This is a genomic window from Hymenobacter terrigena, assembly GCF_054776515.1.
The window spans coordinates 53746-76915 of the sequence record NZ_BAAHBU010000005.1 but is presented as its reverse complement, the minus strand read 5'-3'; the positions used below and the strand labels follow the sequence as shown (position 1 = coordinate 76915).

At 61.1% G+C, this 23170-nt stretch carries 25 protein-coding genes; 7 read left to right on the top strand and 18 right to left on the bottom strand.

Going from position 1 to position 23170, the window contains the following annotated elements; all coding sequences use genetic code 11:
- Positions 1 to 39 precede the first annotated feature (39 nt).
- The 11 genes from ACYU7Q_RS19590 to ACYU7Q_RS19540 all read right to left on the bottom strand — a co-directional run bounded on the left by ACYU7Q_RS19590 (position 40) and on the right by ACYU7Q_RS19540 (position 9235).
- On the bottom strand, positions 40 to 342 hold the full coding sequence (locus tag ACYU7Q_RS19590; protein ID WP_460611149.1) for a DUF4286 family protein: 303 nt from the start codon (positions 340 to 342) through the stop codon (positions 40 to 42).
- Between the two features lie 77 nt (positions 343 to 419).
- Positions 420 to 551, bottom strand: a complete 132-nt coding sequence (locus ACYU7Q_RS19585) for a DUF6526 family protein (protein WP_460611414.1) — start codon at positions 549 to 551, stop codon at positions 420 to 422.
- 143 nt (positions 552 to 694) lie between these two features.
- A complete protein-coding gene (locus ACYU7Q_RS19580) occupies positions 695 to 1090 on the bottom strand; it encodes a hypothetical protein (protein ID WP_460611148.1) in 396 nt (131 codons plus the stop codon).
- Positions 1091 to 1229: 139 nt separating this feature from the next.
- On the bottom strand, positions 1230 to 2468 hold the full coding sequence (locus ACYU7Q_RS19575) for an MFS transporter (protein ID WP_460611147.1): 1239 nt from the start codon (positions 2466 to 2468) through the stop codon (positions 1230 to 1232).
- 58 nt (positions 2469 to 2526) lie between these two features.
- Positions 2527 to 3510, bottom strand: coding sequence for a cation diffusion facilitator family transporter (locus ACYU7Q_RS19570; RefSeq protein WP_460611146.1), 984 nt, complete (start codon positions 3508 to 3510; stop codon positions 2527 to 2529).
- 127 nt (positions 3511 to 3637) lie between these two features.
- Positions 3638 to 4438 (bottom strand): GldM family protein, encoded by an 801-nt coding sequence (locus ACYU7Q_RS19565; RefSeq protein ID WP_460611145.1) that lies wholly within the window; start codon positions 4436 to 4438, stop codon positions 3638 to 3640.
- Positions 4439 to 4573: 135 nt separating this feature from the next.
- A complete protein-coding gene (locus ACYU7Q_RS19560) occupies positions 4574 to 5269 on the bottom strand; it encodes a ClpP family protease (RefSeq protein WP_460611144.1) in 696 nt (231 codons plus the stop codon).
- Positions 5270 to 5363: 94 nt separating this feature from the next.
- Positions 5364 to 5618 carry a hypothetical protein gene (locus ACYU7Q_RS19555; RefSeq protein WP_460611143.1) on the bottom strand — a complete coding sequence of 85 codons (255 nt, stop codon included), beginning with the start codon at positions 5616 to 5618 and terminating at the stop codon, positions 5364 to 5366.
- 3 nt (positions 5619 to 5621) lie between these two features.
- Complete coding sequence (locus ACYU7Q_RS19550; protein ID WP_460611142.1) at positions 5622 to 6209, bottom strand: RNA polymerase sigma factor; 588 nt, start codon at positions 6207 to 6209, stop codon at positions 5622 to 5624.
- 116 nt (positions 6210 to 6325) lie between these two features.
- Positions 6326 to 8695 (bottom strand): TonB-dependent receptor, encoded by a 2370-nt coding sequence (locus ACYU7Q_RS19545; protein ID WP_460611141.1) that lies wholly within the window; start codon positions 8693 to 8695, stop codon positions 6326 to 6328.
- Between the two features lie 189 nt (positions 8696 to 8884).
- Entirely contained in the window at positions 8885 to 9235 is a 351-nt protein-coding gene (locus ACYU7Q_RS19540) for a hypothetical protein (protein ID WP_460611140.1), read from the bottom strand.
- A 172-nt stretch (positions 9236 to 9407) separates the two neighbouring features.
- On the opposite strand from ACYU7Q_RS19540, the gene ACYU7Q_RS19535 reads away from it, so the two are divergent.
- Positions 9408 to 9884 (top strand): hypothetical protein, encoded by a 477-nt coding sequence (locus tag ACYU7Q_RS19535; protein WP_460611139.1) that lies wholly within the window; start codon positions 9408 to 9410, stop codon positions 9882 to 9884.
- Positions 9885 to 10010: 126 nt separating this feature from the next.
- Complete coding sequence (gene htpG / locus ACYU7Q_RS19530) at positions 10011 to 11828, top strand: heat shock protein Hsp90 family protein (protein ID WP_460611138.1); 1818 nt, start codon at positions 10011 to 10013, stop codon at positions 11826 to 11828.
- A 118-nt stretch (positions 11829 to 11946) separates the two neighbouring features.
- Here htpG and ACYU7Q_RS19525 read toward each other — a convergent pair whose 3' ends face one another.
- Positions 11947 to 12861, bottom strand: a complete 915-nt coding sequence (locus tag ACYU7Q_RS19525) for a class I SAM-dependent methyltransferase (RefSeq protein ID WP_460611137.1) — start codon at positions 12859 to 12861, stop codon at positions 11947 to 11949.
- 108 nt (positions 12862 to 12969) lie between these two features.
- Here ACYU7Q_RS19525 and ACYU7Q_RS19520 point away from each other — a divergent pair, with 108 nt between their 5' ends.
- The gene (locus ACYU7Q_RS19520) at positions 12970 to 13926 is read left to right on the top strand and encodes a YpdA family putative bacillithiol disulfide reductase (protein WP_460611136.1); all 957 of its coding nucleotides are present in this window, start codon (positions 12970 to 12972) and stop codon (positions 13924 to 13926) included.
- A 72-nt stretch (positions 13927 to 13998) separates the two neighbouring features.
- Here the strand turns inward: ACYU7Q_RS19520 and ACYU7Q_RS19515 are convergent, their stop codons facing one another.
- The 3 genes from ACYU7Q_RS19515 to ACYU7Q_RS19505 form a co-directional block, all read right to left on the bottom strand.
- Positions 13999 to 14463 carry a hypothetical protein gene (locus tag ACYU7Q_RS19515; RefSeq protein WP_460611135.1) on the bottom strand — a complete coding sequence of 155 codons (465 nt, stop codon included), beginning with the start codon at positions 14461 to 14463 and terminating at the stop codon, positions 13999 to 14001.
- 212 nt (positions 14464 to 14675) lie between these two features.
- The gene (locus ACYU7Q_RS19510; protein ID WP_460611134.1) at positions 14676 to 16067 is read right to left on the bottom strand and encodes an SGNH/GDSL hydrolase family protein; all 1392 of its coding nucleotides are present in this window, start codon (positions 16065 to 16067) and stop codon (positions 14676 to 14678) included.
- 29 nt (positions 16068 to 16096) lie between these two features.
- Positions 16097 to 17440 (bottom strand): OmpP1/FadL family transporter, encoded by a 1344-nt coding sequence (locus ACYU7Q_RS19505; RefSeq protein ID WP_460611133.1) that lies wholly within the window; start codon positions 17438 to 17440, stop codon positions 16097 to 16099.
- Between the two features lie 149 nt (positions 17441 to 17589).
- Here ACYU7Q_RS19505 and lptB point away from each other — a divergent pair, with 149 nt between their 5' ends.
- From lptB to ACYU7Q_RS19490, 3 genes are all read left to right on the top strand, one after another.
- The gene (gene lptB / locus ACYU7Q_RS19500; RefSeq protein ID WP_460611132.1) at positions 17590 to 18321 is read left to right on the top strand and encodes an LPS export ABC transporter ATP-binding protein; all 732 of its coding nucleotides are present in this window, start codon (positions 17590 to 17592) and stop codon (positions 18319 to 18321) included.
- A gap of 113 nt (positions 18322 to 18434) precedes the next feature.
- Positions 18435 to 19988, top strand: a complete 1554-nt coding sequence (locus tag ACYU7Q_RS19495; RefSeq protein ID WP_460611131.1) for a GH3 auxin-responsive promoter family protein — start codon at positions 18435 to 18437, stop codon at positions 19986 to 19988.
- Between the two features lie 133 nt (positions 19989 to 20121).
- Positions 20122 to 20352 carry a hypothetical protein gene (locus ACYU7Q_RS19490; protein ID WP_460611130.1) on the top strand — a complete coding sequence of 77 codons (231 nt, stop codon included), beginning with the start codon at positions 20122 to 20124 and terminating at the stop codon, positions 20350 to 20352.
- Positions 20353 to 20368: 16 nt separating this feature from the next.
- On the opposite strand, the gene ACYU7Q_RS19485 is transcribed toward ACYU7Q_RS19490, so the two are convergent.
- A complete protein-coding gene (locus tag ACYU7Q_RS19485) occupies positions 20369 to 21151 on the bottom strand; it encodes an AIM24 family protein (RefSeq protein ID WP_460611129.1) in 783 nt (260 codons plus the stop codon).
- A 184-nt stretch (positions 21152 to 21335) separates the two neighbouring features.
- On the opposite strand from ACYU7Q_RS19485, the gene ACYU7Q_RS19480 reads away from it, so the two are divergent.
- Entirely contained in the window at positions 21336 to 21944 is a 609-nt protein-coding gene (locus ACYU7Q_RS19480) for a toxin-antitoxin system YwqK family antitoxin (protein WP_460611128.1), read from the top strand.
- Between the two features lie 11 nt (positions 21945 to 21955).
- Here the strand turns inward: ACYU7Q_RS19480 and ACYU7Q_RS19475 are convergent, their stop codons facing one another.
- Together ACYU7Q_RS19475 and ACYU7Q_RS19470 are read right to left on the bottom strand one after the other, a co-directional pair.
- Entirely contained in the window at positions 21956 to 22345 is a 390-nt protein-coding gene (locus tag ACYU7Q_RS19475) for a hypothetical protein (RefSeq protein ID WP_460611127.1), read from the bottom strand.
- Between the two features lie 133 nt (positions 22346 to 22478).
- The gene (locus ACYU7Q_RS19470) at positions 22479 to 23099 is read right to left on the bottom strand and encodes a response regulator transcription factor (protein WP_460611126.1); all 621 of its coding nucleotides are present in this window, start codon (positions 23097 to 23099) and stop codon (positions 22479 to 22481) included.
- Positions 23100 to 23170: the final 71 nt, after the last annotated feature.

Sequence of the window (23170 nt, the reverse complement as noted above, 5' to 3'; positions counted from 1 at the left end):
AAGGGCCGGGGAGGTTACCCGCGAGAGGCTCAATAAAGCTTACTCCACTACTTCCAGCACGGTGCGGAAGGATACGTACTTGCCGGCGAAGTGCTTTTCCATTTCGGCGCGCAGGGAGGGGGCGCAGATGGCCTGGTATTCTTCCAACTGCTCCAGGCTGAGGCAGTAGTACTGAGCGGCGTAGGTGATGCCGCCTTCTTCCTCATTGAGCAGGCGGCAAAGCTGGCTTTTGATAAAAAAACCGGTTTCCATCACCTCGGGCATGTGGGTGGAGCGCATGTAGTCCAGCCAATCCTCGGCGGCGGTGGGCTCGATGCTGCTGGTAACGTTGTAGAGAATCATGGGTATGGAGTGACTGAGTGGGGGAGTGGCTGAGTGAAGAAACGGCGAATAAAGCATTAAGTCGCTCCCTCACTCAGTCACTCCTTCCAGACGCGCATGGTGTCGAACTGAAAATCAGTGATACGGGCCTGAAAGTCTTTGGGTGAAAGATTGGACGCGACGGCGGCTTGGGCCAGGGCGGACAGCTCAGCATCGCCGGCCAGGCGCAGGCGCAGAATTTAGTTTGGCAGGCGTGGCCATCCAGCGAAGGGGCGTAGGGGCGAAAGCCGGGAGCCTAGGTGAAAGGCAGGCAATAAAAAACTCCGACCGAAGCCGGAGTTTTACTCATCGGAAGACGGAGAAACCGGCTTCGTTATTTCATTTCCTTGGCACGTTTCTTTTCGGCCTTGGCCATGTCGCGAGCGGCGCGCTCCTGCTTCTTGGCTTCGGAGGCGGCGTTGCGCTGCTCTTTCAGTTGGGCTTTCTGGGCTTTTTCCTGGTTGCGCTGCTCGCGAAGCTGCTTTTTCAGGTCGGATTGCTGGCTGGCGTTTTGCTGAAGCTGGTTTTTGCTGTTGCGCACAGCCTGGTCGCTGTTATTGGTTTGCTGCTTGTGTGCCTCGTAGGTGGCTTTGGTGTCGGCGGCGCGCTGCTGCTGTTGCTCAATGGTGAGCGGGGCGGGCTGTTGAGCTTCGGGGGTGATGGAGGTTTGGGCGTGGGCCGAGAGGGCGGAGGCCGTAATAATGGCCAGGAGGCCGAGGAGCTTTTTCATAGGGGCGGGTTATGAAACCCGATTAGGTATGGCCTGTGTACGCCGCGCCTACCGCAAGGTTTTAAGAACCGAGTTGAAATAGAATGATTTAGATGCGCGGATGCTTCGGCGGGGCTCCGCCCGACGCGCTAACGGTTTGTCAGTCCTCTACGTAGTCCAGGTCCTTGCCGTAGCTCTCGGGCAGGGTGCTCACGGCCCAGAAAGCCACCAGCAGCGAGAGGCCGCCCAGCACGGCCGCGCCTGGCACGAAGCCCAGCTGCCCGCTCAAATATTTGAAGGCGGGCACCAGGCCCACCACCGAGCCGCGCGCGAAGTTGGGCGCGGTGGTGGCCACCGTGGCCCGCAGGTTGGTGCCGAACTGCTCGGCTGCCACCGTCACAAACAAGGCCCAGAAGCCCACCGACACACCTAGCACGAAACACACGGCGTAAAAAGTGGCCGGCGAAGCACCCTTGATGCCAAACAGGTACACGGCCACCAGCGTGCCGCAAAACACCAGGAACACCAGCAGCGCCTTGTTGCGCGAGTGCCAGAGCTGGCTGAGCGCTCCGCTGATGAAATCGCCAAACACCAGCCCGAAGTAGCACCAGAACACCGCCAGCCCGGCCGTGACCTCGCCCGTGAGGCCCAGCGCCCGCCCAAACTCCGGGGCCAGCGTAACCAGAATGCCCACCACAAACCACAGCGGCACCCCAATCAGGAGGATGCGCAGGTACTTGCCCAGCCGGGCAGGATGGGTGAACAAGCTCAGGAAATTACCCCGCGACACCTCGGCCTGGGCTTGCACCTGCTGGAACATGCCCGACTCGTAGACGCTCACGCGGAGCAGCAGCAGCGCCAGGCCCAGCCCGCCGCCTACGAAGTAGGCATTGCGCCAGCCCAGCTTTTCGCCTATCCAGTAGCCCAGCATGGCCCCGCTCACGCCCACGGTGGCCACTATCATGGTGCCGTAGCCACGTTTCTCCTTGGGCAGGCTTTCGCTCACCAGGGTGATGCCGGCGCCCAGCTCACCGGCCAGGCCGATGCCGGCAATGAGCCTCAGCCAGGCGTATTGGTCGATGGTCTGGACGAAGCCGTTGGCAATGTTGGCCAGCGAATAGAGCAGAATCGAGCCGAATAACACCGAAAGCCGGCCCTTTTTATCGCCCAAAATCCCCCACAGGATGCCGCCGAGGAGCATCCCGCCCATCTGCATGTTTATCAGGAACAGGCCCCGGTCGGTAACAGCAGCTTTGTCGAGAATGCCGAGGTCGTTGAGGCTTTTGACGCGCACGATGCTGAACAGAATCAGGTCGTAGATGTCGACGAAATAACCCAGCGCGGCCACGATGACGGCAGCGGTGAGGACGGTGGATTTGGCTGGGTGGGAGACTTGCATGGCGAAATGTAGCACCAACTTGTGACCGTACAAGTGGGCGCGTCGGTTCGCCAGCGTCCTAGTGGGCCTGTGCCACCGCTGCCTCGGCCGGTTCGGCCAGCTCGCAGTGGCTGTGGCAGCCGCCGGGCAAGGGGCCGTCCTCCACCTGCACGGTGCTGTGGCGGATATTGAACTCGGTTTCGAGGCCGTGGGTGAGGGTGGCCAGCCAGGCGGCGTCGGCCTGGCCGGGGCGCACGAGGTGGGCCATGAGGGCGGCGTCGTGGCCGCCGCTGCTGAGGCTCCAGATGTGGAGGTCGTGGACGGATTGGACTTCGGGCTGTTTTAATAAGTAGGCGCGCACGGCTTCGGGGTCGATGCCGTCGGGCACGGCTTGCAGGCCCAGGCGGAGGCTGTCGCGCAGCAGCCCCCACGAGCTGTAGGCGATGATGCCCAGAATGATGAAGCTGATGGCGGGGTCGAGCCAGGTCCAGCCGGTGAGCAGCACGAGGCCGCCACCGGCCACCACGCCCACGCTCACCAGGGCGTCGGTGAGCATGTGCAGGTAGGCCCCGCGCACGTTCACGTCGCCCTTCTGTCCGCTGCGGAACAGCAGAGCCGTGATGCCGTTGACGAGGATGCCCACGCCGGCCAGCAGCATCACCCAGCGGCCGTTCACCGGGGCGGGGTGGCGCAGGTGGTCGATGGTTTCCCACAGAATAAAGCCCAGCGCGGCGTAGAGCAGGGCCGTGTTCAGCAGCGCGGCCTGGATGGTGGCGCCCCGGTAGCCAAACGTGTAGCGCCGGGTGGCCGGGCGGCCCGCCAGCCAGGCCGCGCCCCAGGCCAGGGCTAGGCTGAGCACGTCGCTCAGGTTGTGGCCGGCATCGGAAAGCAGGGCACTGGAATGGGCCCAGAAGCCGCCAACGGTTTCGGCGATGACGAAGGCCAAATTGAGGCCGATGCCAATGGCGAAGGCCGCGCTAAACGCGCCGCCGGGCGGCGGGGCCGCGTGTTGGTGGCCGGCGTGTGAGTGGCCAGGGGCGGAATGGTCGTGGTCGTGGGGCATGGGTGGGGCGGTTGGGCTGCGCCAAGAACGTAAACGGTGGGGCTTTGGGTGCGATTTGGGCAGGGCCATTGATGAGGCGTTGCTGAAAGCAAGGAGCTTGAGCGTTGGGAAGCCGCTTCCGTTTACGTTACCAGCCCGAGGTGCTATCCGATGGAACACCACTTGGGGGCTTCAAAAAAAACAGCGGCACATTGAATTGCTTTTGCATCGTCAGGCTTTCCACCTCCCTGCGGAAGTTCATGCGCTGAACAAGTTGAACGTCAATTTGCAGTCGGTCGCCTTCCTGGAAATCCCCCACTTCTGCAAGGCTGGCTTGTGGGCCATCAACCTTTCTGGGCGTGCCAAAAGCAACGCCGTTGCGCAGGCACGTCACGGTATAGCGCGAAACCCGGTAGCGGGCGTCATCGGGCAAAAGGGATGCAAAAGAGCGGGCCGGAATTGCTTTGATGGTTAAGGCCCTGGTGCTGGTTGAATCGGGGCGCTGGCCAAAGCAAACGGTGGCCGAAACCGTGGAGCAAAACACCTCCAGAATTGGCAGCGGCGCTGGAATGGCTTTGAACTGATGCTTGAAGACCAAAGCCTGGCCCTTGTGCGCCCAAAGCGTGACAGTAGCTGCTGTTGGAACAATGAGCAGCCGTCGGCTCTTGGCATCGACGCGTACCGTGGCCCCGGTGGCCGAAAAACGGATAGGAAGCTGACCCTTGCGCGGAGGGCTGGGGGCAATCAGCGGGTTCTCGCAGCCGAGGAATAAGCGGATGGAGTCCGGGACAACGTTCCATTTTACCGCCACCGGCATAAACTGAAGCACTTTCTTAGCTGTTTTCGGCTCCCATCCCTCCCAGTCTCTTTCGCTTACCAGCTGGTGCGTCAGCCGCCACGGTCCCAGCGGCCGGCCTTGCGCCCGCAAGCGCGGCACTGGCAGCAGCAAGTAGCTAAGCAACCAAAATGCCGGGAGTAGAAGACGGACTCGCATGGAATAGCAGAAGAAGGAGGTCTAAAAGTAAACCACACAACGCGCCCACTCCCTACCGTATTACGCCTCGTCACTTTCCGTGGCTCCAAGCTACGGCTGGCGCGTTAGCACCTCGTCAATCAGGCCGTATTCCTTGGCTTCGCCGGCGCGCAGCCAGTAGTCGCGGTCCGAGTCGGCGTGGATTTGCTGGTAGGTTTTGCCGGTGCGCTCGGCGTAGATGCCGTAGAGCTCCTCGCGGATTTTGATGACCTCGCGGGCCGTGATTTCGATGTCAGCCGACGGACCCTGCACGCCGCCCGAGGGCTGGTGAATCATGACCCGGGCGTGGGGCAGGGCCGAGCGTTTGCCAATGGCGCCGCCGCACAGCAGAAACGCACCCATGCTGGCCGCCAGCCCGGTGCAGATGGTGGCCACGTCGGGCGTCACGTACTGCATGGTGTCGTACATGCCGAAACCGGCGTAGACCGAGCCGCCCGGCGAGTTAATGTAAAGCAGAATGTCCTTGCGGGCATCGGCCGATTCAAGGAATAAAAGTTGGGCGTTGATGATGTTGGCAATGTTGTCGTCCACGGCCTGGCCCAGGAAGATGATGCGGTCCATGATGAGGCGCGAAAACACGTCGATTTCGCGGAAATTCTGCGGCCGCTCTTCAATGACGGAGCGGGTCATGTTGGTGAAGTGGGGCCGGGCCAGGGCTTCGGTGCGGGCCAGGTAGCGGTCGACGGTGAGGCCGTTGAGGCCTTGGCCGTGGACGGCGAATTTTCGGAATTCGGTTTGATTGAGCATGATGAAAGCGTTGTTGGAATGGGTGGAAAAGGCATGGCGATGCCGTTCCGGCTGAAAAGCAGGGAGAAAAGGCCCGTAATGAAGGTTGTGATAGTTACCCTGGCCAGAGGCGGCGGAGCCAGGCAAACCGGCCGGTGTACAGCCGCTCATGAATCAGGCGCAGCTCCTGCCGGAGCTGCTGGCGGCCGGCCCGGCGCAGGCCGTGGTAGAGCTGCTGCTGCGCTTCCACATCAGCGGCCAGCTCGCCGTCAACCAGCCGGCGCACGGTCCAGTCCTCGGCCGGGAGGGCGGTCGGGCCGTTGAAGATTTGCTGCTCAATCAGCTGCAGGCGTTCGAGCTCGGGGCGCATGGCTTAGTGGTAAAGGGTTTCGGAATGAAAAGCAGCGCGCACCGAATTCCGCAGTCGCTCCAGGCACTTGAATTTCTGCACCGTGGCCGAGCGCACAGAGCGGTAGCCGTTGGTTTCGGCAATCTGGGTGAGGGGCTGCTGGAAATAATAGAAGGCCAGCAGCACGTTCCGGCATTTCTCACCCAGGCGCTCCACGTAGTCCAGCACAGCAAAAGCCGGCTCGGCCGCATCGTCGGCTTCTTCGGCGGCTAAAGCGGCCAGCGGCTCCGCGTCATCGGGCAGGACTTCGTGCGGCAAGCGGGCGCGGCGGCGCAGCTCGTGGTGCCACAGGTTGCGGGTAATGCCCACGAGGTAAGTGCTGGCCGAGGCCGTGAGGACCAGCGTGCCGCCCACGGCCTGCTCATACAAAATGACCAGCGCATCCTGAAACACGTCCTGCGCATCCTGGGCCGTGCCGCCGTGGTTGCCCACGTAGCGCCGCACCAGCGGGAAGGCCCGGCGGTAGAGCCGGGTCAGGGCCTGTTCACGGTCGGCGAGCAGGGCGTCGCGCAGGGCCGTGGCGGCCGGCGCAGGGGCGAGGGAGGCAGTCATTGGAGCAGGCATGTACTAATTAATCCATTTCCGGCTCAACTATCACCCGGCGAAACCAAAAAAAGCCGTTTGCTTCCCCGAATGGGCGGCAAACGGCTCAAATTGGCAGCTAAAAATCACTTAAAAGCCAGCGGTACCACCAGCCGCACGCTAACATTCCGCCCCTGGTTGAACACGCCGTAGCGGCCATTCGAGGCGTTGTAGTCGGCGTATTTCAGGCGGCTCAGGTGGCTTTGGTAGCCCACGTCGAACAGGTTATTGGCCGTGATGAACAGCGAGAACAAAGTCTTGCCCTGGGCATTGGCCAAGTCGGTGCCGATGCCAGCGTTGATGAGCGTGTAGCTGGGCGTAGCCGTCTCGGTGCCGAAGGCCGAGAAGTAGCGGTCCTGGGCGAAGGTGTGCTCCAGCTGCACGCGGGCGTAGGGATTGGTGAGGCGCTTGCCTTGGCGGCGGAAATTGGCCCGCAGTTCCGATTGCAGCCGGTCGCCGGGGATGAAGGGCAGATACTTTTCGGCAGCGGGCACGTTCAATTGCTCAGCGCGCACCATCGAAAACGAGTTTTCGAAGTGCAGCCAGTCGAGCGGGTGGGGGTGGAAGTCGAGGCTAATTTCGCCGCCCACCAGACGGGCCTGGCCCTGGTCGTACTTATAGGCGCGGGTGTCGTTGCGCAGCGAATCGCCCCCGCTGGCCGTAAGCAGCCGCCGCGTAAAAATGTAATTGCTGATGCTGTTCTCGAATGCGTCGACGCTGAGCCGGACGTGGTCCGTGACGTAGCTCACACCAGCGTCTACTTGCAGGCTGGTTTCGGGGCTGAGGTTGTCGTTGCCGATTTCGTAGCGAATGGTGCCCTCGTGCTTGCCGTTCGAGCCCAGCTCGGCAATGTTCGGCGCGCGAAAGCCGCGCGAAAGGTTGGCCTTCACCGTCAGCTTCTCGTTCAGGTTATACGCCGCCCCCAGGCTGCCGCTGTAGTTGCGGAAGGTGCTCAGGAAGCCCGGAAACTTGGTTTCGGCCGTGGGGTTGGCGCTGGTAGTTGGCCGCTCATTGCTGTCGAGCAGTAGCTTATCGGCCGAAATCTGGCGTACATCGTACCGCAGACCGCCGCTGATATCGAGCGCGCCAATGGTTTTCTTGGCCACGCCAAACACGCCGCCCTCGCTCACCTTATAGGCCGGAATCAGGAATTCCTGGCCCAGGTTCTGGTTTTGCTGGTGCAGGCCGCTGGTTCCCACGGTCAGGTTCCAGCCATTTTTTTCGGGCAGGAAGTAGCGCAGCGAGTAGTCCACGGTGCGCAGCTGGAAGTAGAGCGAGGTTTCGGCGGGGTCGAGCACGTTGCCGTATTCGCGGCGCAGGTTCTGCTGGTAGCTCACCTGCAGGCCGATGCGCCCGCCGTTCGAGCCCAGAATGAAGCTGTTGTCGGTGCCAATGCGCAGGTGGTTAATTTGTTGCTGGGGCACGGCCAGGCCGTAGCCGCGCAGGTCGCCATCGGTCACGGGCACGCTCAGGGTCGAGTCGCCGCTGGGCACGTCTTTCACGAAGCGGCCGGTTTGCGGGTCGCGGGCGCCCTCCGTCAGCCCCAGCCGCTGGTTGAACGTGCTGAAGGTGAGGTGCGAATAGCCCCAGCTTTTGTTTACGCCCACGTAGCCGTTGGCATCCCACTCATTAAATCCCGAGTTATACACCCGGCCATCGTAGCGGTTCTGGTAATCGCCGGCCACCTTGCGGGTGCCCCGCGCCAGCCAGTTGAAACCGTTGAGGTTGCCCGCATTCTGAAAGGAATAGGCCTGCAGGTGGTTGTTGGTCTGGTAGTTGGCCGTGGCCGTGCCCGTGATGTGGCCTTCGGCAATGGGGTCGGGCGCCAGGAAATTGATAACGCCAGCCATGGCATCGGACCCGTACAGCAGCGAGCCCGGTCCTTTGATAATCTCGGCGCGGTCCACGCTAAACTCGTCAATCTCAATGCCGTGCTCGTCGCCCCACTGCTGGCCCTCCTGCTTGGCGCCGTTGTTCAGGGTGATGACGCGGTTGTAGCCGAGCCCGCGCACCACGGGCTTGCTGATGGCCGCGCCGGTCGTAATCTGGGCTACGCCTGGTGTGTGTGCAATGGCGTCCACCAGGTTCGAGCTGGCTGTTTGGTTCAGCCGGGTGTGGTCGACCACCGAGGTGGGAATGGGCGAGCGGCGCAGCTGCGTGGCCTGCGACACGCCCGTCACCACCACCTGCCCAATCTCGGTGGCCGCCACCGTCAGCTTGAAATCGAGTGGCTGGCCGCTACCCGTGTCCACGGTCTGGGTCACGGTATTATAGCCCAGCGAGCGCACCTGCACCGTGAAGCGCCCCCGCGGCAAGCTGCTGAAACTGAAGCTGCCATCCGGCCCGGCAGCGGTGCCCTGCTTCAGGTCGTCGAAAATAATGTTGGCCCCGGGCAAGCCCTCGCCGGTGGCCGCATCGGTCACGCGGCCAGTGAGGGGTGGCGCGGTTGTACGCACACGCGCTACCGGCGGGACGTTTTGAGCAAAAAGAGTCGCTGGCACTATCGCCAGGCCCATCAATAAAGAGAAACGGGAAAGAATAAATGACATGAAAAAAGCCAAAGCAGCCCGGCCCGCCAACCGCGCAAGAGCGTGGCTGCGAACGAGGCAGGGTAACACCACAATGAAAAAGGAATGCGCCGGAGGTTAGGCGCGGGCGGGCGGGCCGCGCAACGACCGTGCAAAAAGAGTTTCGCCCGCCGCCGGCCGTACAGGCGGCAGGGGCGGGGTGGCAGCGTGACGCATAGCCACCCGGGGCCGGGGCGCAGCCACCGGTACCGCCGCCTGAAACGCCACGTTATAGAACTGCTCGACGTCGCAGTGCTGGTGCTTGGCGCTGATGAGAGCCTTGCCCTTGTGGCGAAACGCCGGGCCCTGGGCCGGTTCCTCGGTGGTGTGGGCGTGGGGGTGCAAGGCCAGAATCCACGCCTCGGGCAGCAGCGTCCGCACGAGGCAGAGCAGCAGCAGCAGGGCTAAATGGGAACGAATGGCTTGCACAATACAAAGATGGAGGTAAGCGGCGGAAGTTGCTCAGTAAATAAATTTTGCGAGACGCAACGGTTCACAAATCCGTCGCGCAGGGTTTCTCGTAATGGTGCCGTAACTTGCTGCCCGCGCGGCCTTTTAGCGCCTTTTTTTTGTGATAATTAGCAATATTCCTGACTTTTCTTTGCAATACGACGAACAGCTGAGTCTGTTGCGTATCGAATGGGCTTCAGGAGCCGACACCCGTACCCTGCGCCAAAGCGCCGAGCAGCTCCTGACCCTGGACCGGGAGTTAGGCGTCCGTCACCTGCTGCTCAATATGAATACCTTCCCCGACATCTCGGTCTACGACCAGATGTGGCTGGGCGTGAGCTGGATGCCGGGTATCGTGAAGCTGCCGCTGGAACGCGTGGTGCTCGTGAACCACCGCCACCGCGTGCACAACCAGTTGGCCATCGATTCGCTGCTGGCCATGTTTCGCAGCATTATCAAGTTTGATATTCAGTATTTTCCCCAGCCCGAGCCCGGCCTGCAATGGCTGGCCGACTACTCGGCGCGCCTGCCCGAGTTGCTGGCCGAATGGGACGCCGTCTTTGGTGCCGGCCCGGTACCGACCAGCACCTCCGAAGCCCCGCCCCGGCGCAAACCCGAGCGGTTGTAGCCTACCGCCGCTGTCAATCTGACAGCTGATTATCCCTTGGAACGTCCTTTGAAAGCTACGCAAACCGTGGCCGGGGCCTCTGCGCCCGGCCATTCCGTCTGTATTCAACCGTTTCCAACCTATATCATGCAAGAAACCGGCTCCATCTCCATCCACACCGAGAACATCTTCCCGATTATCAAGAAGTTCTTGTATTCCGACCACGAGATTTTCCTGCGGGAACTGGTCAGCAATGCCGTTGATGCCACCCAAAAGCTGAAAAGCCTGGCCCAGCTGGGCGAATACAAAGGCGAACTGGGCGAGCTGAAAGTGCGCGTAACCGTGGACAAGGAAGCCCGCAAAATCACGATTTCTGACCACGGCCTGGGCATGACCGGGGAAGAAATCAAGAAGTACATCAACCAGATTGCCTTCTCCGGCGCTACCGAGTTTGTGGAGCAGTACAAAGAGAAAGACGCCGCGACGAAAGACCAGATTATCGGTCAGTTCGGCCTCGGCTTCTACTCCGCGTTCATGGTGGCCAGCGAGGTTGAAATCTTCTCGCAGAGCTATAAGGAAAGTACCGAAGCCGCCCACTGGACCTGCGACGGCAGCACTTCCTTCACCCTCGAAACCACCGAGAAAGCCGAGCGCGGTACCGATGTGGTGCTGCACGTAGCCGAAGATTCAGACGAGTTTCTGGAGGAGGCCCGCCTGCGCGGCATCCTCACCAAGTACTGCAAGTTCCTGCCCATTCCGATTGAGTTCGAAGGCGAGGTCATCAACCAGACAACCCCCATCTGGACCAAGCAGCCCTCGGAGCTGACCGACGAGGATTACAAGAAGTTCTACCAGGAGCTATACCCCATGAGCATGGACGAGCCCCTGTTCTGGATTCACCTGAACGTGGACTATCCGTTCAACCTCACTGGTATTCTGTACTTCCCGAAAGTGAAGGACGAGCTCCAGTTCTCGCGCAACAAGATTCAGCTCTACTCGCGCCAGGTGTTCATCACCGACGAGGTGAAGGACGTGGTGCCCGAGTTTCTGATGCTGCTGCACGGCGTCATCGACTCGCCGGATATTCCGCTGAACGTGTCGCGCAGCTTCCTGCAAGCCGACGCGGCCGTGCGTAAAATCAACACCTACATCACCAAGAAGGTGGCCGACAAGCTCAGCAGCCTGTTCAAGCAGGACCGCGCCGGCTACGAGGAGAAGTGGGGCGATATTGGCCTGTTCGTGAAGTACGGCATGCTGAGCGATGAGAAGTTCTACGACCGCGCCAAGGACTTTGTGCTGCTCAAGAACGTAGATGGCAAGCTGTTCACCATCAATGAATACACCGAGCACATCCAGGCCAACCAGCAGGATAAAAACGGCAACACCGTGGTGCTCTACACCAACGACGCCGAGCACCAGCACAGCTTCGTGGCGGCCGCTCAGGAGCGCGGCTACGATGTGCTGAACTTTGACCAGGTGCTCGACCCGCACTTCGTGGGCCAGCTGGAGCAGAAGCTGGAGAAAACCAGCTTCAAGCGCGTGGATGCCGATACGTTGAGCAAACTCATCGAGAAGGATGACTCCACCGAAAGCGTGCTGAGCGAGGACGACACCAAGAAGCTGGAAGAAACCTTCACCACGGCCATTGCCAACCCGGCCATGCACGTAAAAGTGGCCGCCCTGAGCCCGCAGGACGCCCCGGTAGTTATCACCCAAAACGAGTTTATGCGCCGGATGAAGGACATGCAGCGTACCGGCGGCGGGGGCGGCATGCAGATGTTCGGCGCCTTCCCCGAGTCGTACGACGTGACCGTGAACGCCAACCACCCGCTGGTGAGCAAAGTGCTGGCCGACGGTGGCGACAAACTCGCCAAGCAAGCATTTGATTTGGCGCTGCTGTCGCAGGGCATGCTGAAAGGCGAGGCCCTGACGGCCTTCGTGAAGCGCAGTACGGAGCTGCTGTAGCAGTAGTGCGGACTTTTAGTCCGCGACCAAAGCAAAAAACGCCTGACGCTTTAAGCATCAGGCGTTTTTTGCTTCAAAAGGGTATTGTAATATCAGGGTCGCGGACTAAAAGCCCGCGCTACTTCACGTTCCGCGCCACCACGAACATGCGGTCGCCAAACCGGCCCGTCAGCTTATTCAGATAATACGTCGGGTACTGCCCGGCCAGCTTGCTCACTTTTTCCATCACGCTGCCGCCGAGGCGGATGTTCTTCGGCGGCTTCACCGGGTTCAGCAGCTCCACCACCTCAAAGCCCTGCTTTTTCAGCATTTTGGTGATGGTGGCCGGCGTGAATTCGAACAGGTGGTAGGGCGGAATGTCCATCTTGCGCTCCTTGCCCAGCGCGGCGTAGGCCGCGAAACCCAGGCGCACGGTGGGCAAGTTCAGGGTGGCCGGCAGGGCCAGCACCAGCAGCCCGCCCGGCTCCAGGATGCGGTGGAACTTGGCCAGCGTGGCGCTGGGCGAGAGCAGGTGCTCCAGCACATCGCCCATGTAGGCCAGGTCGAACTGGTTTTCGTGGAAATCCTCGGTGGTTTCGATATTGCCCGTTACCACCGGCAGGTGCAGCTCGCGGCGGGCAAAGTCGGCGGCGTGCTCGGATATTTCCAGGCCGTGGGCTTCCCAGCCCAGCGCCTCCAGGCTTTTGAGCGTGTAGCCGGGGCCGCAGCCCACGTCGAGGTAGCGGAACTTGCGGCCGGGGTACTTGGCCAGAATGTAGTTCGTGAACTTGTCGGGCCGAACCTGGTTTAAAGCAGCCTGCTTCTGGCCTTCTTCGATGAACACGACTTCCTGCTGGGTTCGGTCGTAGTTGGGGCGCTCGGTAAAATAGTCCTTGCCGTAGAGCCGTTCCAGCTGCGCTGGCGTGGGCTGGGGGTCGAGAAACATCAGGGCGCAGCTGCGGCACTGGGTGCCTTGCAGCCGCTGGCCTTCAAATTCGTAGTAAAAGGGCAGCTTCTTAAAATCGGTGCTGCCGCACAAGTCGCAGGTACGCATGGCGCAAAGGTAGGGGCGGGGCTTGCCCCCGCCCGAATTGTACGGGCCGTACCAACGATAATCGCTTCACGACGGGCGGGGGCAAGCCCCGCCTCTACACTTGTTCTCATGCTCGACGTTCTCATCATCGGAGCTGGCCCTGTGGGCCTGGCGTGCGCCCTCGAAACCCAGCGCAAGGGCCTCAAAGCGGCCATTATCGAAAAAGGCGCGCTGGTTAATTCCCTGGTCGGCTACCCCACCAACATGGAGTTTTTCTCCACGCCCGAACTTCTCGAAATCGGGGGCTACCCCTTCCCTACGGCGCACTACAAGCCTCTGCGTGAAGACGCCCTCGACTACTACCAGCGCGTTGCACGCGATGAAAAGCTCGACATCCGTCTGCACGAAAAGGTGCTGAAGCTCGACGGCGAGCAAGGCAATTTCACCATTACCACTAGCAAGGGCGAAATCCCGACCCGCAACGTCATCGTGGCCACCGGCTTCTACGACCTGCCCAACCTGCTCAACGTGCCCGGCGAGGAGTTACCCCACGTAAGTCATTATTACAAAGAGCCATACCAGCATGTGATGCAGCGCGTTGTGGTCATCGGGGCCAAAAACTCTTCGGCCAAAGCAGCCTTGCAGATGACCCGCGCCGGGGCCAAAGTCACGCTCATCGTGCGCGGCCCCGAAATCAGCAATTCTGTCAAATACTGGATTCGCCCCGACCTCGTCAACCGCATTGCCGAGGGCCGCATCACGGCTCATTTCAATACCACCGTCACGGCAATTACTCAGGAGGCCATCGAAGTCCTCACGCCCGACGGCCCGCTCCGCATCCCCACCGATTTTGTGTACGCCCTCACCGGCTACCACCCCGACGAGGCCCTGCTCGGCCGCCTCGGCGTGGAGCCCGACCCGGCCGACGAGGCCTGCGCCCCGCTCTTCGACCCCGCCACCCACGAAACGACCCGCCCCGGCCTGTTTGTGGCCGGCACTGTGTGCGGCGGGCGCGCCACCAGCCGCTGGTTCATTGAGAATGGCCGGCACCACGCCCAGCTTATTGCCGCGCACCTGGCAGGTTAGCCCGCCATTGTTTCACACAAAAAAGGCCCTTTCCACCGGAAAGGGCCTTTTTTGTGGTACTAACAAACCGTATTAGAACGCGGTAAACGTGATGGTTTCTACTTCAGTCGTGCCGTTGGACGTATCGCTCTGGCTGAGTTTAAGGCTGGAAGCGGTCAGTTCTACAACATCGAACTGGCCAACCATGGAAGTGCCGGGAGCACCCAGCGTGAGCTTGGTTTGGTCAGAGTTAAAATCCCAGACACCGGTTTCGGTTTGGTTGGCGCCTTGGCACTTATTCGCGCCTTCGTCGAAAACCGCCTTCTTGTCGGTGCCAAACTTAATAAAGTTGTCTTTCTCGCACGCCGAAGCCGTGGCGAAATTGTCGGTGGTAGTGGATTTGCCGTTGGTTGTTTGAACCGTTACATCGCCAGCGATTTTCCAGCTTTTAGACGTCAGCAAGTCGGTCTTTGAAGGAGTTGTGCTGTCTTTTTTGCAGCTGCTCAGGACGGATAGGCCCACAGCGGCAGCAAGGAGGTAGGTGGAAAGGTTTTTCATTAATGAGTATATGGAAAGGGGTGAAATTCAAAAAGCACTGTGCTTTTTTTCCTGGCAAAGCTAAACGTTCGGTTTCAGACTTTCTGTATTTCAGAAAGGATATTTTGTCGCCTTACGGGCCGCTGCTATCTATGTAGTGCGCTGGCAATGAAACAAAAAGCGCCTTCTCCTGAGTGAGAAGGCGCTTTTTAGCTTTGTTAACGGAGTGTTCCTTATGGGAACAGCACGCCGCGGTAGTCGTTCGGAGCCACGGTTGGGATTGCCGAGCCGTAGTACGAGTTGATGACGCGGATAAACTCATTGGCTACCACAGCGTAGCCGCGCGGCGTGGGATGCACGCCATCCAGGCTGAACAGGTTGCCGGAAGCAAACGTAGTCGTGTTGTTCACCGCATTAGTCACGATGCCCTGCTGGGCAATGCTGGTAAAGAAGGCGTTCATATCGGCCAGGGCCACCTTGTTCTGGCGGGCCGTTTTGGCGATGATGGCGTTCAACTGCGTAGTGCGGGCCGATACTTCGCCTTGCTCAATTGGGTCAAGCACGTAATCGCTTGGCAAGGCGGCTGCGGGCGAGGTGCCCACGCCGGGGTGAGTGGCAATGTAGCTTTGAGCCGTCAGCGTGAACAAGTCCGTTGCGGTAGCCGCACGGGGGGCTAGCGTGGTTGTGGTGGCGGAAGAACGGGCCTGAATATAAATGGCCGTAATCGGTACATTGGCGGCCTGATATTTGGCAAGGACGGCAGCGGCGGTGACGGTATTAAAGTACGGCAGGGCCGAAACGTTGGGGATATTGGCGCACACACCCTTTACCGTGCCGGCTTTGGAAATGGTACCCACAATGGCCCGGTAGCCAATGCCGAAACGGGTAGTATCGGTAAGGCCGCTGAAGGGGTTGGTTGCAGAGGTAACGCCGCCGTTGGTGGCATAAGTCAGCACGTCGTTGTTGCCCATCCAGCACGTGAAAAAGGTGGGCGTTTTCTGACCAATGTAAGTGACGTAATCCTTGCTCGGCTTTTCGGCGGCCGTCAACAGCCGCTCGTAAAACGGATTGATAAGCCCGTAAGGGGCCAATCCGCCGGTAAGCGCCGATACGCTGCTGAGGACTGATACGCCGGGTACGCCCAGGTTATCGGGCTGTGTGCCTGTGTATGCGGCTAACTGGGGACCACCGGGCAACTGCACTGCTGGACGCTGTCCGCGGGAAGTAGTTTTAAGGTTAATGGCTACCGCTTCGCCCAAATAGTTGTTGGTGGTATCGGCCGGTACCGGGGTAGCGGCTCCATTCACTACCAATAGCTTAATGTGGCCCGACCCATCGGCTTTCGCAGGGTCAAACGACGGCTGTACGAAAGCAGTCGGGCCTTTGCCCGTTTTGCCAAACTGCTGGGCCAGAATGGCGGGGTACGACGTGGCCTGGGCCTCGTTATACAGGCCCCCGTCGGAGTAGCCCGAGGTAAGGGAGTTGCCCACGGCCACGTAGCTGCTGAAGTTCAGCGAGCCGGCGTCGGCAGCGGGGCGGGTGTCCTCCAGCGTGGGCTGGCAGCTGCCCAGCGTCAGCCCCAGCAGGGCCAGAGCGGGCAGCGAGTAGTTAAAAGTGCGTTTCATTGTTATGCGTCGGAATGCGGGGGTGGGAATTAAAATTTAACGTACAGCCCCACGCCGGGAATGGCAATGGTTGTTTTGTAGGTGCCGGCCACGCGGTCGGTGGTGCCATTGTTCAGCAGGTCGGACTGGCTCTGGCTGCGCTTCAGGAAATCCTCGAACAGGAACGAAGCATCGATGCCGAAACGCTTGGCAAACTCATAGGAAACACCAGCCGACAGGCCAATGCGGTCAGCATCCGGAGTTTCGGGGCTCACGTAGCCATCCTTCACTGCAGCTTGGTCGAAGAAGCCGCCGGCGCGCACCGTCAGGGCATCCGTGGCTTTGTACTGGGCTCCGAGGCGGAAGCACAGCGCATCTTGGTAGTAGCGCTTGGCTGTCGAAGAGGTGTTGTAAGTGGTTACGCCATTCGTGGTGGTGCTACCCAAACGGGCGTCGGTATTTTCACCGGGTTTAGCAAAATCCTTGGCGTAGCCATTGTTGCCGCTGAAGTTGAAGTCGAGCGTGCGATACACGTTCCAAAACACCAGGTTGGCATCCAAGGAAACCGTCAGCTTTTCGGTGGGCATCACGGCTATGCCCATGCTGGCCGTGGCGGGCAGGGGAAGCGTGGCAGAAAAGTTGGTGGCGGTGAAGGCGGCCCCGGTCGAGTAAATCACGTCGCGCAGGCGTACGTCACCGCTTTCAATCTTGGCATCCACCTGCGAGCGGTAACTGACGCCCACATTCAGCTTGTCGCTGGGCTTAAAGAAAATGCCCACGTTGTAGCCAAACGACTGCTTGGCCTTGCCGTTGAGGGTGATGTGGGGCGTGGGAGCACCATTTTGGGCCGACAGCGGAACGTCTTTTTGCAGGTCCACGTCGCCATAGGCCAGCATTACCAAGCCCGCGCCGACGCTCAGCTGGGGCGTGATGGCGTAGGAGCCCGTAACCTGGGCGAAGATGGAGCGCAGGTTGATATCTGTGAGGGCGTAGCGGCCTTCCCAGTTGCTGGCGTAGTGCAGCTCGCTGCCGAAGGGCGTGTAGGCGCCGATGCCTATCTTCCACTTGCCTTCCTTCGGGCCGAAGCCGGCGTAGAAGTTGAAGGGCGTCACCAGCTTGTTGTTGAGGTTGCTCTGGCCGCCGCCGCTTTCGGGAATGTAAGCATTACGAGGCATGGCCGCGTTGAAGCCTACCTGCACGCCGTTTTCGCGCACCATGGCCAGCGCGCCGGGGTTGTAAAACATGGCGGCCTGGTCGAGCGTCAACGCCACGCCGACACCGCCCATGCCGATGTTTTTCTGGCCGCCCAGGTTCACTTGGAAGCCACTGGCAGACGCAGCCGACGCGCTGACCAGCAGCGTGCCCCCCGCAAGGAGTAGTGTTTTTACCGTCATAAAAAAAGAAAAATTAGGTGGGTTAGGTTGTGGGCTTAAAAGTAACGGAAAATTTCACGCCATTTGTTAGGCAAGCCGAATATTCTACCCGTTTCAAACGTTTGACGCAGCATTCGCCCGCCTTCCGCCCAGCCCGTACCTTTGCCCCTATGATTCTTCGCGCCGACCACCTCGTTAAAAAATACAAAGCCCGCACCGTCGTCAACGACATGTCGGTGACCGTTGAGCAGGGCGAAATTGTGGGCCTGCTCGGGCCCAACGGGGCCGGCAAAACCACTTGTTTCTACATGATGGTGGGCATGGTGAAGCCCAACGGTGGCCGCATCTTCCTGGATAATACCGAGATAACGACCATGCCCATCTACCAGCGGGCGCGCCTCGGGGTGGGCTACCTGGCCCAGGAAGCCAGCGTGTTCCGCGACCTGAGCGTGGAGGAAAACATCATGGCCGTGCTCGAAATGACCAGCATGAAAAAAGATGCCCGCCACGCCAAGGTGGAGGAAATGCTTGAAGAGTTCAGCCTGACGCACGTGCGCAAAAATCTGGGCAAAGTATTGAGCGGGGGCGAGCGCCGCCGCACCGAAATAGCCCGTGCCCTGGCCGTAGACCCCAAATTCGTGCTCCTCGATGAGCCATTTGCCGGCGTCGACCCCATCGCCACCGAAGAAATTCAGGGCATCGTGGCCAAGCTTAAGCACCGCGGCATCGGCGTGCTCATCACCGACCACGACGTGAACTCCACCCTCAGCATCGTGGACCGCGCCTACCTGCTCTTCGAAGGCAAGCTCCTCAAGGCTGGCACCGCCGAAGAGCTGGCCGGCGACGAAACCGTGCGCCGCGTATACCTGGGCAAGAATTTCGAGCTAAAGCGCAACGTGTAGCTTTGGGAGGGCAAGAGGGCATAGGGGAGGGTAGGAAGCTGTGGATACGAGTCCTGCTTTGTGCCACTTTTGCTAAAAGCACCTCCTGTCCTCCCACCCCCGTACCTTATTAGATGCTCGACCAGCTACTCGCTCACGCCGTCCAACTCAGCAGCCTGCCGCGGCTGGCCCGCATCCGGCAGCAGCCGCTGGAGGTGCAGGCGCGGCTGCTGCAGGGGCTGCTGCGCCGGGCGCAGGGCACGGAATGGGGCCGGCGCTACGGCTTCGGGGAGCAGATGACGCCCGCCGACTTTGCCCGGCGCGTGCCCGTGAGCACCTACGAGCAGCTGTATCCCGAGCTGGAAAAGGTACTGCGCGGCCAACCCGACGTGCTCTGGCCCGGCCGCCCGCAGTGGTTTGCCAAAAGCAGCGGCACCACCAACGCCCGCAGCAAATTCATCCCCGTCACGGCCGAAGCCCTGCACGACTGCCACTACCGTGCCGGCCGCGACATGCTGTCCCTGAGCACGCACCTTTACCCCCGCGAGCGGCTGCTGGCCGGCAAAACCCTGTCGCTGGGCGGCGCGCACGCGCCCAACCCGTTCCGCCCCCACGAGCCGGCCTCGCGGGTGGGCGACGTGTCGGCCGTCATCATGGCGCAGCTGCCGGCTTGGGCCGAAATATTGCGCACCCCACCCCTCAAGCTGGCCCTGCTGGAGGAGTGGGAGGAGAAAATTGAGCGCATTGCCCGGCACGTGCTGCGGCAGGATGTGCGGGTGCTGGCCGGCGTACCTACGTGGATGGTGGTGCTGCTGCGCCGCGTGGTGGCCCTGGCCGGAGCCGACAACATCACCCAGGTATGGCCGCAACTGCGGCTGTTTCTGCACGGCGCGGTGGCGTTTGGGCCGTACCGGGAGCTGTTTCGCCAGCTCATTCCCGATGCGCGGATGCGCTACCTCGAAATCTACAACGCCTCGGAAGGCTACTTTGCCCTGCAGGACGAGCCCGAAAGCGAAGACCTGCTGCTGCTGCTCGACCACGGCATCTACTACGAGTTCCTGCCCGCCGACCAATGGGCTGCGCCCGACCCACGCCCCGTGCCCCTGGCCGAAGTAGAGCTGCACCGGCCCTACGCCCTGGTCATCAGCACCAATGCCGGCCTGTGGCGCTACCTCGTGGGCGATACCGTGCGCTTCACCTCACTGGCCCCGTACCGCGTCCGTATTACGGGGCGTACCAAGCACTTTCTCAATGCCTTCGGCGAAGAAGTGGTGATTGAAACGGCCGAGGCGGCCGTGGCCGCCGCCAGCCACGCTACCGGTCTGCTGGTGCGCGATTTTACGGCGGCCCCGGTCTGGTTCGCGGCCGACAGCGCCACCTCGCGCGGCGGGCATGAGTGGGCGATTGAGTTTGCCGCTGCCCCAGCTGCTGCCGATGTGGCCCGATTCGGGGCCGTGCTCGATGCCACGCTCTGCGCCCTCAACTCCGACTATGCGGCCAAGCGCCACCGCAGCCTTGCTCTTGCCCCGCCCAAGTTGCAGGCCGTGCCCGGCGGCACCTTCGAGGCGTGGCTGGCGCATCAGGGCAAGCTGGGCGGCCAGCACAAGGTGCCGCGCCTGCTCAACTCGCGCGAGGTGCTGGAGGCCGTGTTGCGGGCCACCAGCGTAGCGGCGGACCCGGCACAATAGTCAATTCTGTAAATTTTCCGTATTCGTTTACAGCGGCTAATAGACATTTGACATAGCAGACTAGGACTTTAGTCGAAACCGACTGCTAACTATTGAGTCAAAAGCGGTAATATTACCGTCATATTCCCACACTATGTCCTACGTCTCCGAATTGTCAACTGTCCAAAAGTCAGCTTATAAGCGCCCCTACAAGTCCCGGCAGCAGCGCCGCGAGTCCGACCGTCGCAAGCACGACGAGTCCAGCGACATGAAATTTCTGATGCGCATAGCCGTGGGCGTGGCCCTCGTGCTGGCCGTCGCCCTGGCGTTTGTGATTAAGGGTGCCATGGGCCCCTCCGAGCCCGCCACCGAAGCGCTGCAATAGCGGCCCGGGGCCGCCGCTACTCGTCGAGCATTCCGCCGAGGAGGCCGCCCAACACGCCACCGCTCTCTTTCTGAGCATTGCCGCCGCCCGGGGCCAGCGCCCGAATGAGCTTTTTGACGGGCATGGATTGCAGCCACACGCGGCCACTGCCGCGCAGCGTGGCCAGCAGCAGCCCCTCGCCCCCGAATATCATCGACTTGAGGCCGCCCGCCCGGGCCACGCTGAAGTCGATGCCCGGCTCAAACGCTACCACGCAACCGGTATCCACGCGCAGCAACTCGTTGTTGAGGCGCTTTTCGATGATGGTGCCGCCTGCGTGCACGAAGGCTTTGCCGTCGCCGGTCAGCTTCTGGAGGATGAAACCCTCGCCGCCAAACAGGCCGGCCCCGAATTTCTGGTTGAAGTGCAGGCTGATTTTGGTGCCCCGCGCGGCGGCCAAGAAGCCGTCTTTCTGCACGATGAGGCCCGCCGGCAGCTCCCGCAAATCGACCGCGATGATGGTGCCGGGATAAGGGGCTGAGAAAGCCACCTTGCTCTTGCCGAAGCCGCCCCGGTGCGTGAAGTGCGTGAGAAACAACGACTCGCCGGTGATGAGGCGGGTGCCAGCCGAGAACAGCTTGCCCATCAGGCCCTGGTCGGGCTCGGAGCCGTCGCCCATTTTGGTTTCAAAAGCAATGGCTTCTTCCATGTACACCATGGCCCCGGCCTCGGCAATGACTGTCTCGTTGGGGTCGAGCTCAATTTCAAGCACCTGGATATCGGAGCCGAGGATGCGGTAGTCAACGTCGTGGGAGGTCATGGCGGGGTGAATGGTTGGTGCGGCCAAAGATAGAGCCGCCACCATATCTACAAGCAGGCCGGCCATCTTTTCAGCCACCGGCAATTTGCTCCGAAAGGGTGGCCCGGTGCACAATATTTTGGCGGGCTTGCGTTGGGTATTATCTTTTAACTAATTTTATAGTTAAAGTTAACTGCCTTGCCGTATGCGCCTTACTCGTCTGCTCCTCCTGGGTTGTTTTGCTTTGCTGCTGGGTGCTTGTGCCGGTACGCGGAGCACCGCGCACTACGGCCCCCGGGGCTTCTGGCGGCCCAACCGCTTCGACCGGCACGGGCTGGAAACCGGGCACTGGCGCACGTATTACGACTCGGCCGCCCGGCAGCCGTTCACGGCGGGGCGCTACCGCCACGGCCGGCCGGTGCGCACATTTCGCTACTATGCTCCCACGGGCCAGCTCGACCGCAGCGAGCAGTACCGGCGTGAAGGATTTTGTGAGGTAACATACTGGCATCCGGGCGGGCAGGTGGCCCGCAGGGGCAACGCCCAGTGGGTGACGGGCAACGGCCAAACGCCTCGTTTCTACTGGTTTGGCCCGTGGACGAGCTACAACGAAGCCGGCCAAGTTACCAGCATCCAAACCTATGCCGACGGCACCTTGACCCGTACCGAAACCTACGAAAACGGCCAGCTCACGCAGGTCGAAACCTTCGACAAAGACAAGCGCACCCGCGTCGAAACCTACGTCGACGGCCAGCTTATCAAAGTAGAGTCCTTTGAAAAGGGCCTGCGCACGGGCACCACCAACACGTTGTAACCGTCGCCGCTTTATTCTTCCAGCGGGAGCTCGCCGCGGGTTTCGGCGGCTTCTTTGTCGGGGTCGCCTACGGTTTTTTTGCGTTTGGCCTCGCGGCTGGTGCGCTTGATGAAGTCCTCATCCGATTCCTCGGGCTCGGTGTGGCCGTCTTCGATGGGGAAGTCGGCGTCTTCGGCGTCATCATCGCCGGGCTTTTCGCCGAACTGGCCGGCGCGGTCCACCAGCTTTTTGTCGCGCACGTGGCGCCCCAGAAACTGGTTTATCTGCTCGATGGAGTAGTTGGACGTGATTTCGCCCAGCGGATTCACCCCAATCTCAAAGCCCTCCAATTCTTTGTGAACGCGGGCTTTTTTGGCGGGGTCGGTGGCCGCTTTCTTGGGTTTGACGGGTTTCTTAGCCATGACGGGATGCAGAGACGGAGAAATACTCCGCTGCTGTACGCGAAATCACAGGTTTGGGTGCTGGCAAGCGGACTTCAAGAACAAAAAAGCGAGTGTGCCGGCTCCCACGAGGCGGCACTTTTGGCCCGGTGCTTCAGCTGCGCCGGCTGCGGGCCTGCAGTTCGGCTTTGGAATTGATTTGCAGCTTATCATACACGGTGCGGATGTGGGCGCGCACTGTGTTCAGGCTGATGCCGAGGCGGTCGGCCACCAGCTTGTAGCTCAGGCCCTGCTCCAGGGCTTCCACAATCTGCTGCTCGCGTGGGGTGAGGGCAGTGGCAGGCGCGGCGGGCCGGAAGTAGCGCATCACGTGCCGCGCAATGGCCGGCGACATGGGCGAGCCCCCCGCCAGCACATCCAGCAGGGCCTGCCTGATGGCCGGCAGTGGCGTGCTCTTCACCAGATAGCCCACCGCCCCGGCGCACAGGGCTTGAAAAGTGCGCTCGGCATCCTGATACACGGTGATGAGCACCACCTCGGCCTGCGGGGCCATTTCCCGAATCAGCCCCACGCCCTCAATGCCCGTAGCGCCGGGCAAGCCGATATCGGACAGCACCAGGCGCGGCGCGGCGGTGCCATCGGCCAGCAGGCTCAGCAACTCCTCTACCGAGCCCACCACGGCCACGCACTCAAACTCCGGCTGTGCACACAGGTACGTATGCAGCACCTCGCGGATGGCGGGTTGGTCTTCCACAATGGCCAGGCGAATTTTCATGGGGCAAAGGTCCGGCGGATTTGCAAGCGGCGCTATCGCATGTTGATGCGATGCCCAGGTGGTGGCGCGGC

What these genes read in the sequence shown, in the direction of transcription:
- ACYU7Q_RS19590 (WP_460611149.1), bottom strand. Translation starts at nt 342, where the DNA reads ATGATTCTCTACAACGTTACCAGCAGCATCGAGCCCACCGCCGCCGAG.
- ACYU7Q_RS19580 (WP_460611148.1), bottom strand. Translation starts at nt 1,090, where the DNA reads ATGAAAAAGCTCCTCGGCCTCCTGGCCATTATTACGGCCTCCGCCCTC.
- ACYU7Q_RS19575 (WP_460611147.1), bottom strand. Translation starts at nt 2,468, where the DNA reads ATGCAAGTCTCCCACCCAGCCAAATCCACCGTCCTCACCGCTGCCGTC.
- ACYU7Q_RS19570 (WP_460611146.1), bottom strand. Translation starts at nt 3,510, where the DNA reads ATGCCCCACGACCACGACCATTCCGCCCCTGGCCACTCACACGCCGGC.
- ACYU7Q_RS19560 (WP_460611144.1), bottom strand. Translation starts at nt 5,269, where the DNA reads ATGCTCAATCAAACCGAATTCCGAAAATTCGCCGTCCACGGCCAAGGC.
- ACYU7Q_RS19555 (WP_460611143.1), bottom strand. Translation starts at nt 5,618, where the DNA reads ATGCGCCCCGAGCTCGAACGCCTGCAGCTGATTGAGCAGCAAATCTTC.
- ACYU7Q_RS19550 (WP_460611142.1), bottom strand. Translation starts at nt 6,209, where the DNA reads ATGACTGCCTCCCTCGCCCCTGCGCCGGCCGCCACGGCCCTGCGCGAC.
- htpG (WP_460611138.1), top strand. Translation starts at nt 10,011, where the DNA reads ATGCAAGAAACCGGCTCCATCTCCATCCACACCGAGAACATCTTCCCG.
- ACYU7Q_RS19525 (WP_460611137.1), bottom strand. Translation starts at nt 12,861, where the DNA reads ATGCGTACCTGCGACTTGTGCGGCAGCACCGATTTTAAGAAGCTGCCC.
- ACYU7Q_RS19520 (WP_460611136.1), top strand. Translation starts at nt 12,970, where the DNA reads ATGCTCGACGTTCTCATCATCGGAGCTGGCCCTGTGGGCCTGGCGTGC.
- ACYU7Q_RS19515 (WP_460611135.1), bottom strand. Translation starts at nt 14,463, where the DNA reads ATGAAAAACCTTTCCACCTACCTCCTTGCTGCCGCTGTGGGCCTATCC.
- ACYU7Q_RS19510 (WP_460611134.1), bottom strand. Translation starts at nt 16,067, where the DNA reads ATGAAACGCACTTTTAACTACTCGCTGCCCGCTCTGGCCCTGCTGGGG.
- ACYU7Q_RS19505 (WP_460611133.1), bottom strand. Translation starts at nt 17,440, where the DNA reads ATGACGGTAAAAACACTACTCCTTGCGGGGGGCACGCTGCTGGTCAGC.
- lptB (WP_460611132.1), top strand. Translation starts at nt 17,590, where the DNA reads ATGATTCTTCGCGCCGACCACCTCGTTAAAAAATACAAAGCCCGCACC.
- ACYU7Q_RS19495 (WP_460611131.1), top strand. Translation starts at nt 18,435, where the DNA reads ATGCTCGACCAGCTACTCGCTCACGCCGTCCAACTCAGCAGCCTGCCG.
- ACYU7Q_RS19490 (WP_460611130.1), top strand. Translation starts at nt 20,122, where the DNA reads ATGTCCTACGTCTCCGAATTGTCAACTGTCCAAAAGTCAGCTTATAAG.
- ACYU7Q_RS19485 (WP_460611129.1), bottom strand. Translation starts at nt 21,151, where the DNA reads ATGACCTCCCACGACGTTGACTACCGCATCCTCGGCTCCGATATCCAG.
- ACYU7Q_RS19480 (WP_460611128.1), top strand. Translation starts at nt 21,336, where the DNA reads ATGCGCCTTACTCGTCTGCTCCTCCTGGGTTGTTTTGCTTTGCTGCTG.
- ACYU7Q_RS19475 (WP_460611127.1), bottom strand. Translation starts at nt 22,345, where the DNA reads ATGGCTAAGAAACCCGTCAAACCCAAGAAAGCGGCCACCGACCCCGCC.
- ACYU7Q_RS19470 (WP_460611126.1), bottom strand. Translation starts at nt 23,099, where the DNA reads ATGAAAATTCGCCTGGCCATTGTGGAAGACCAACCCGCCATCCGCGAG.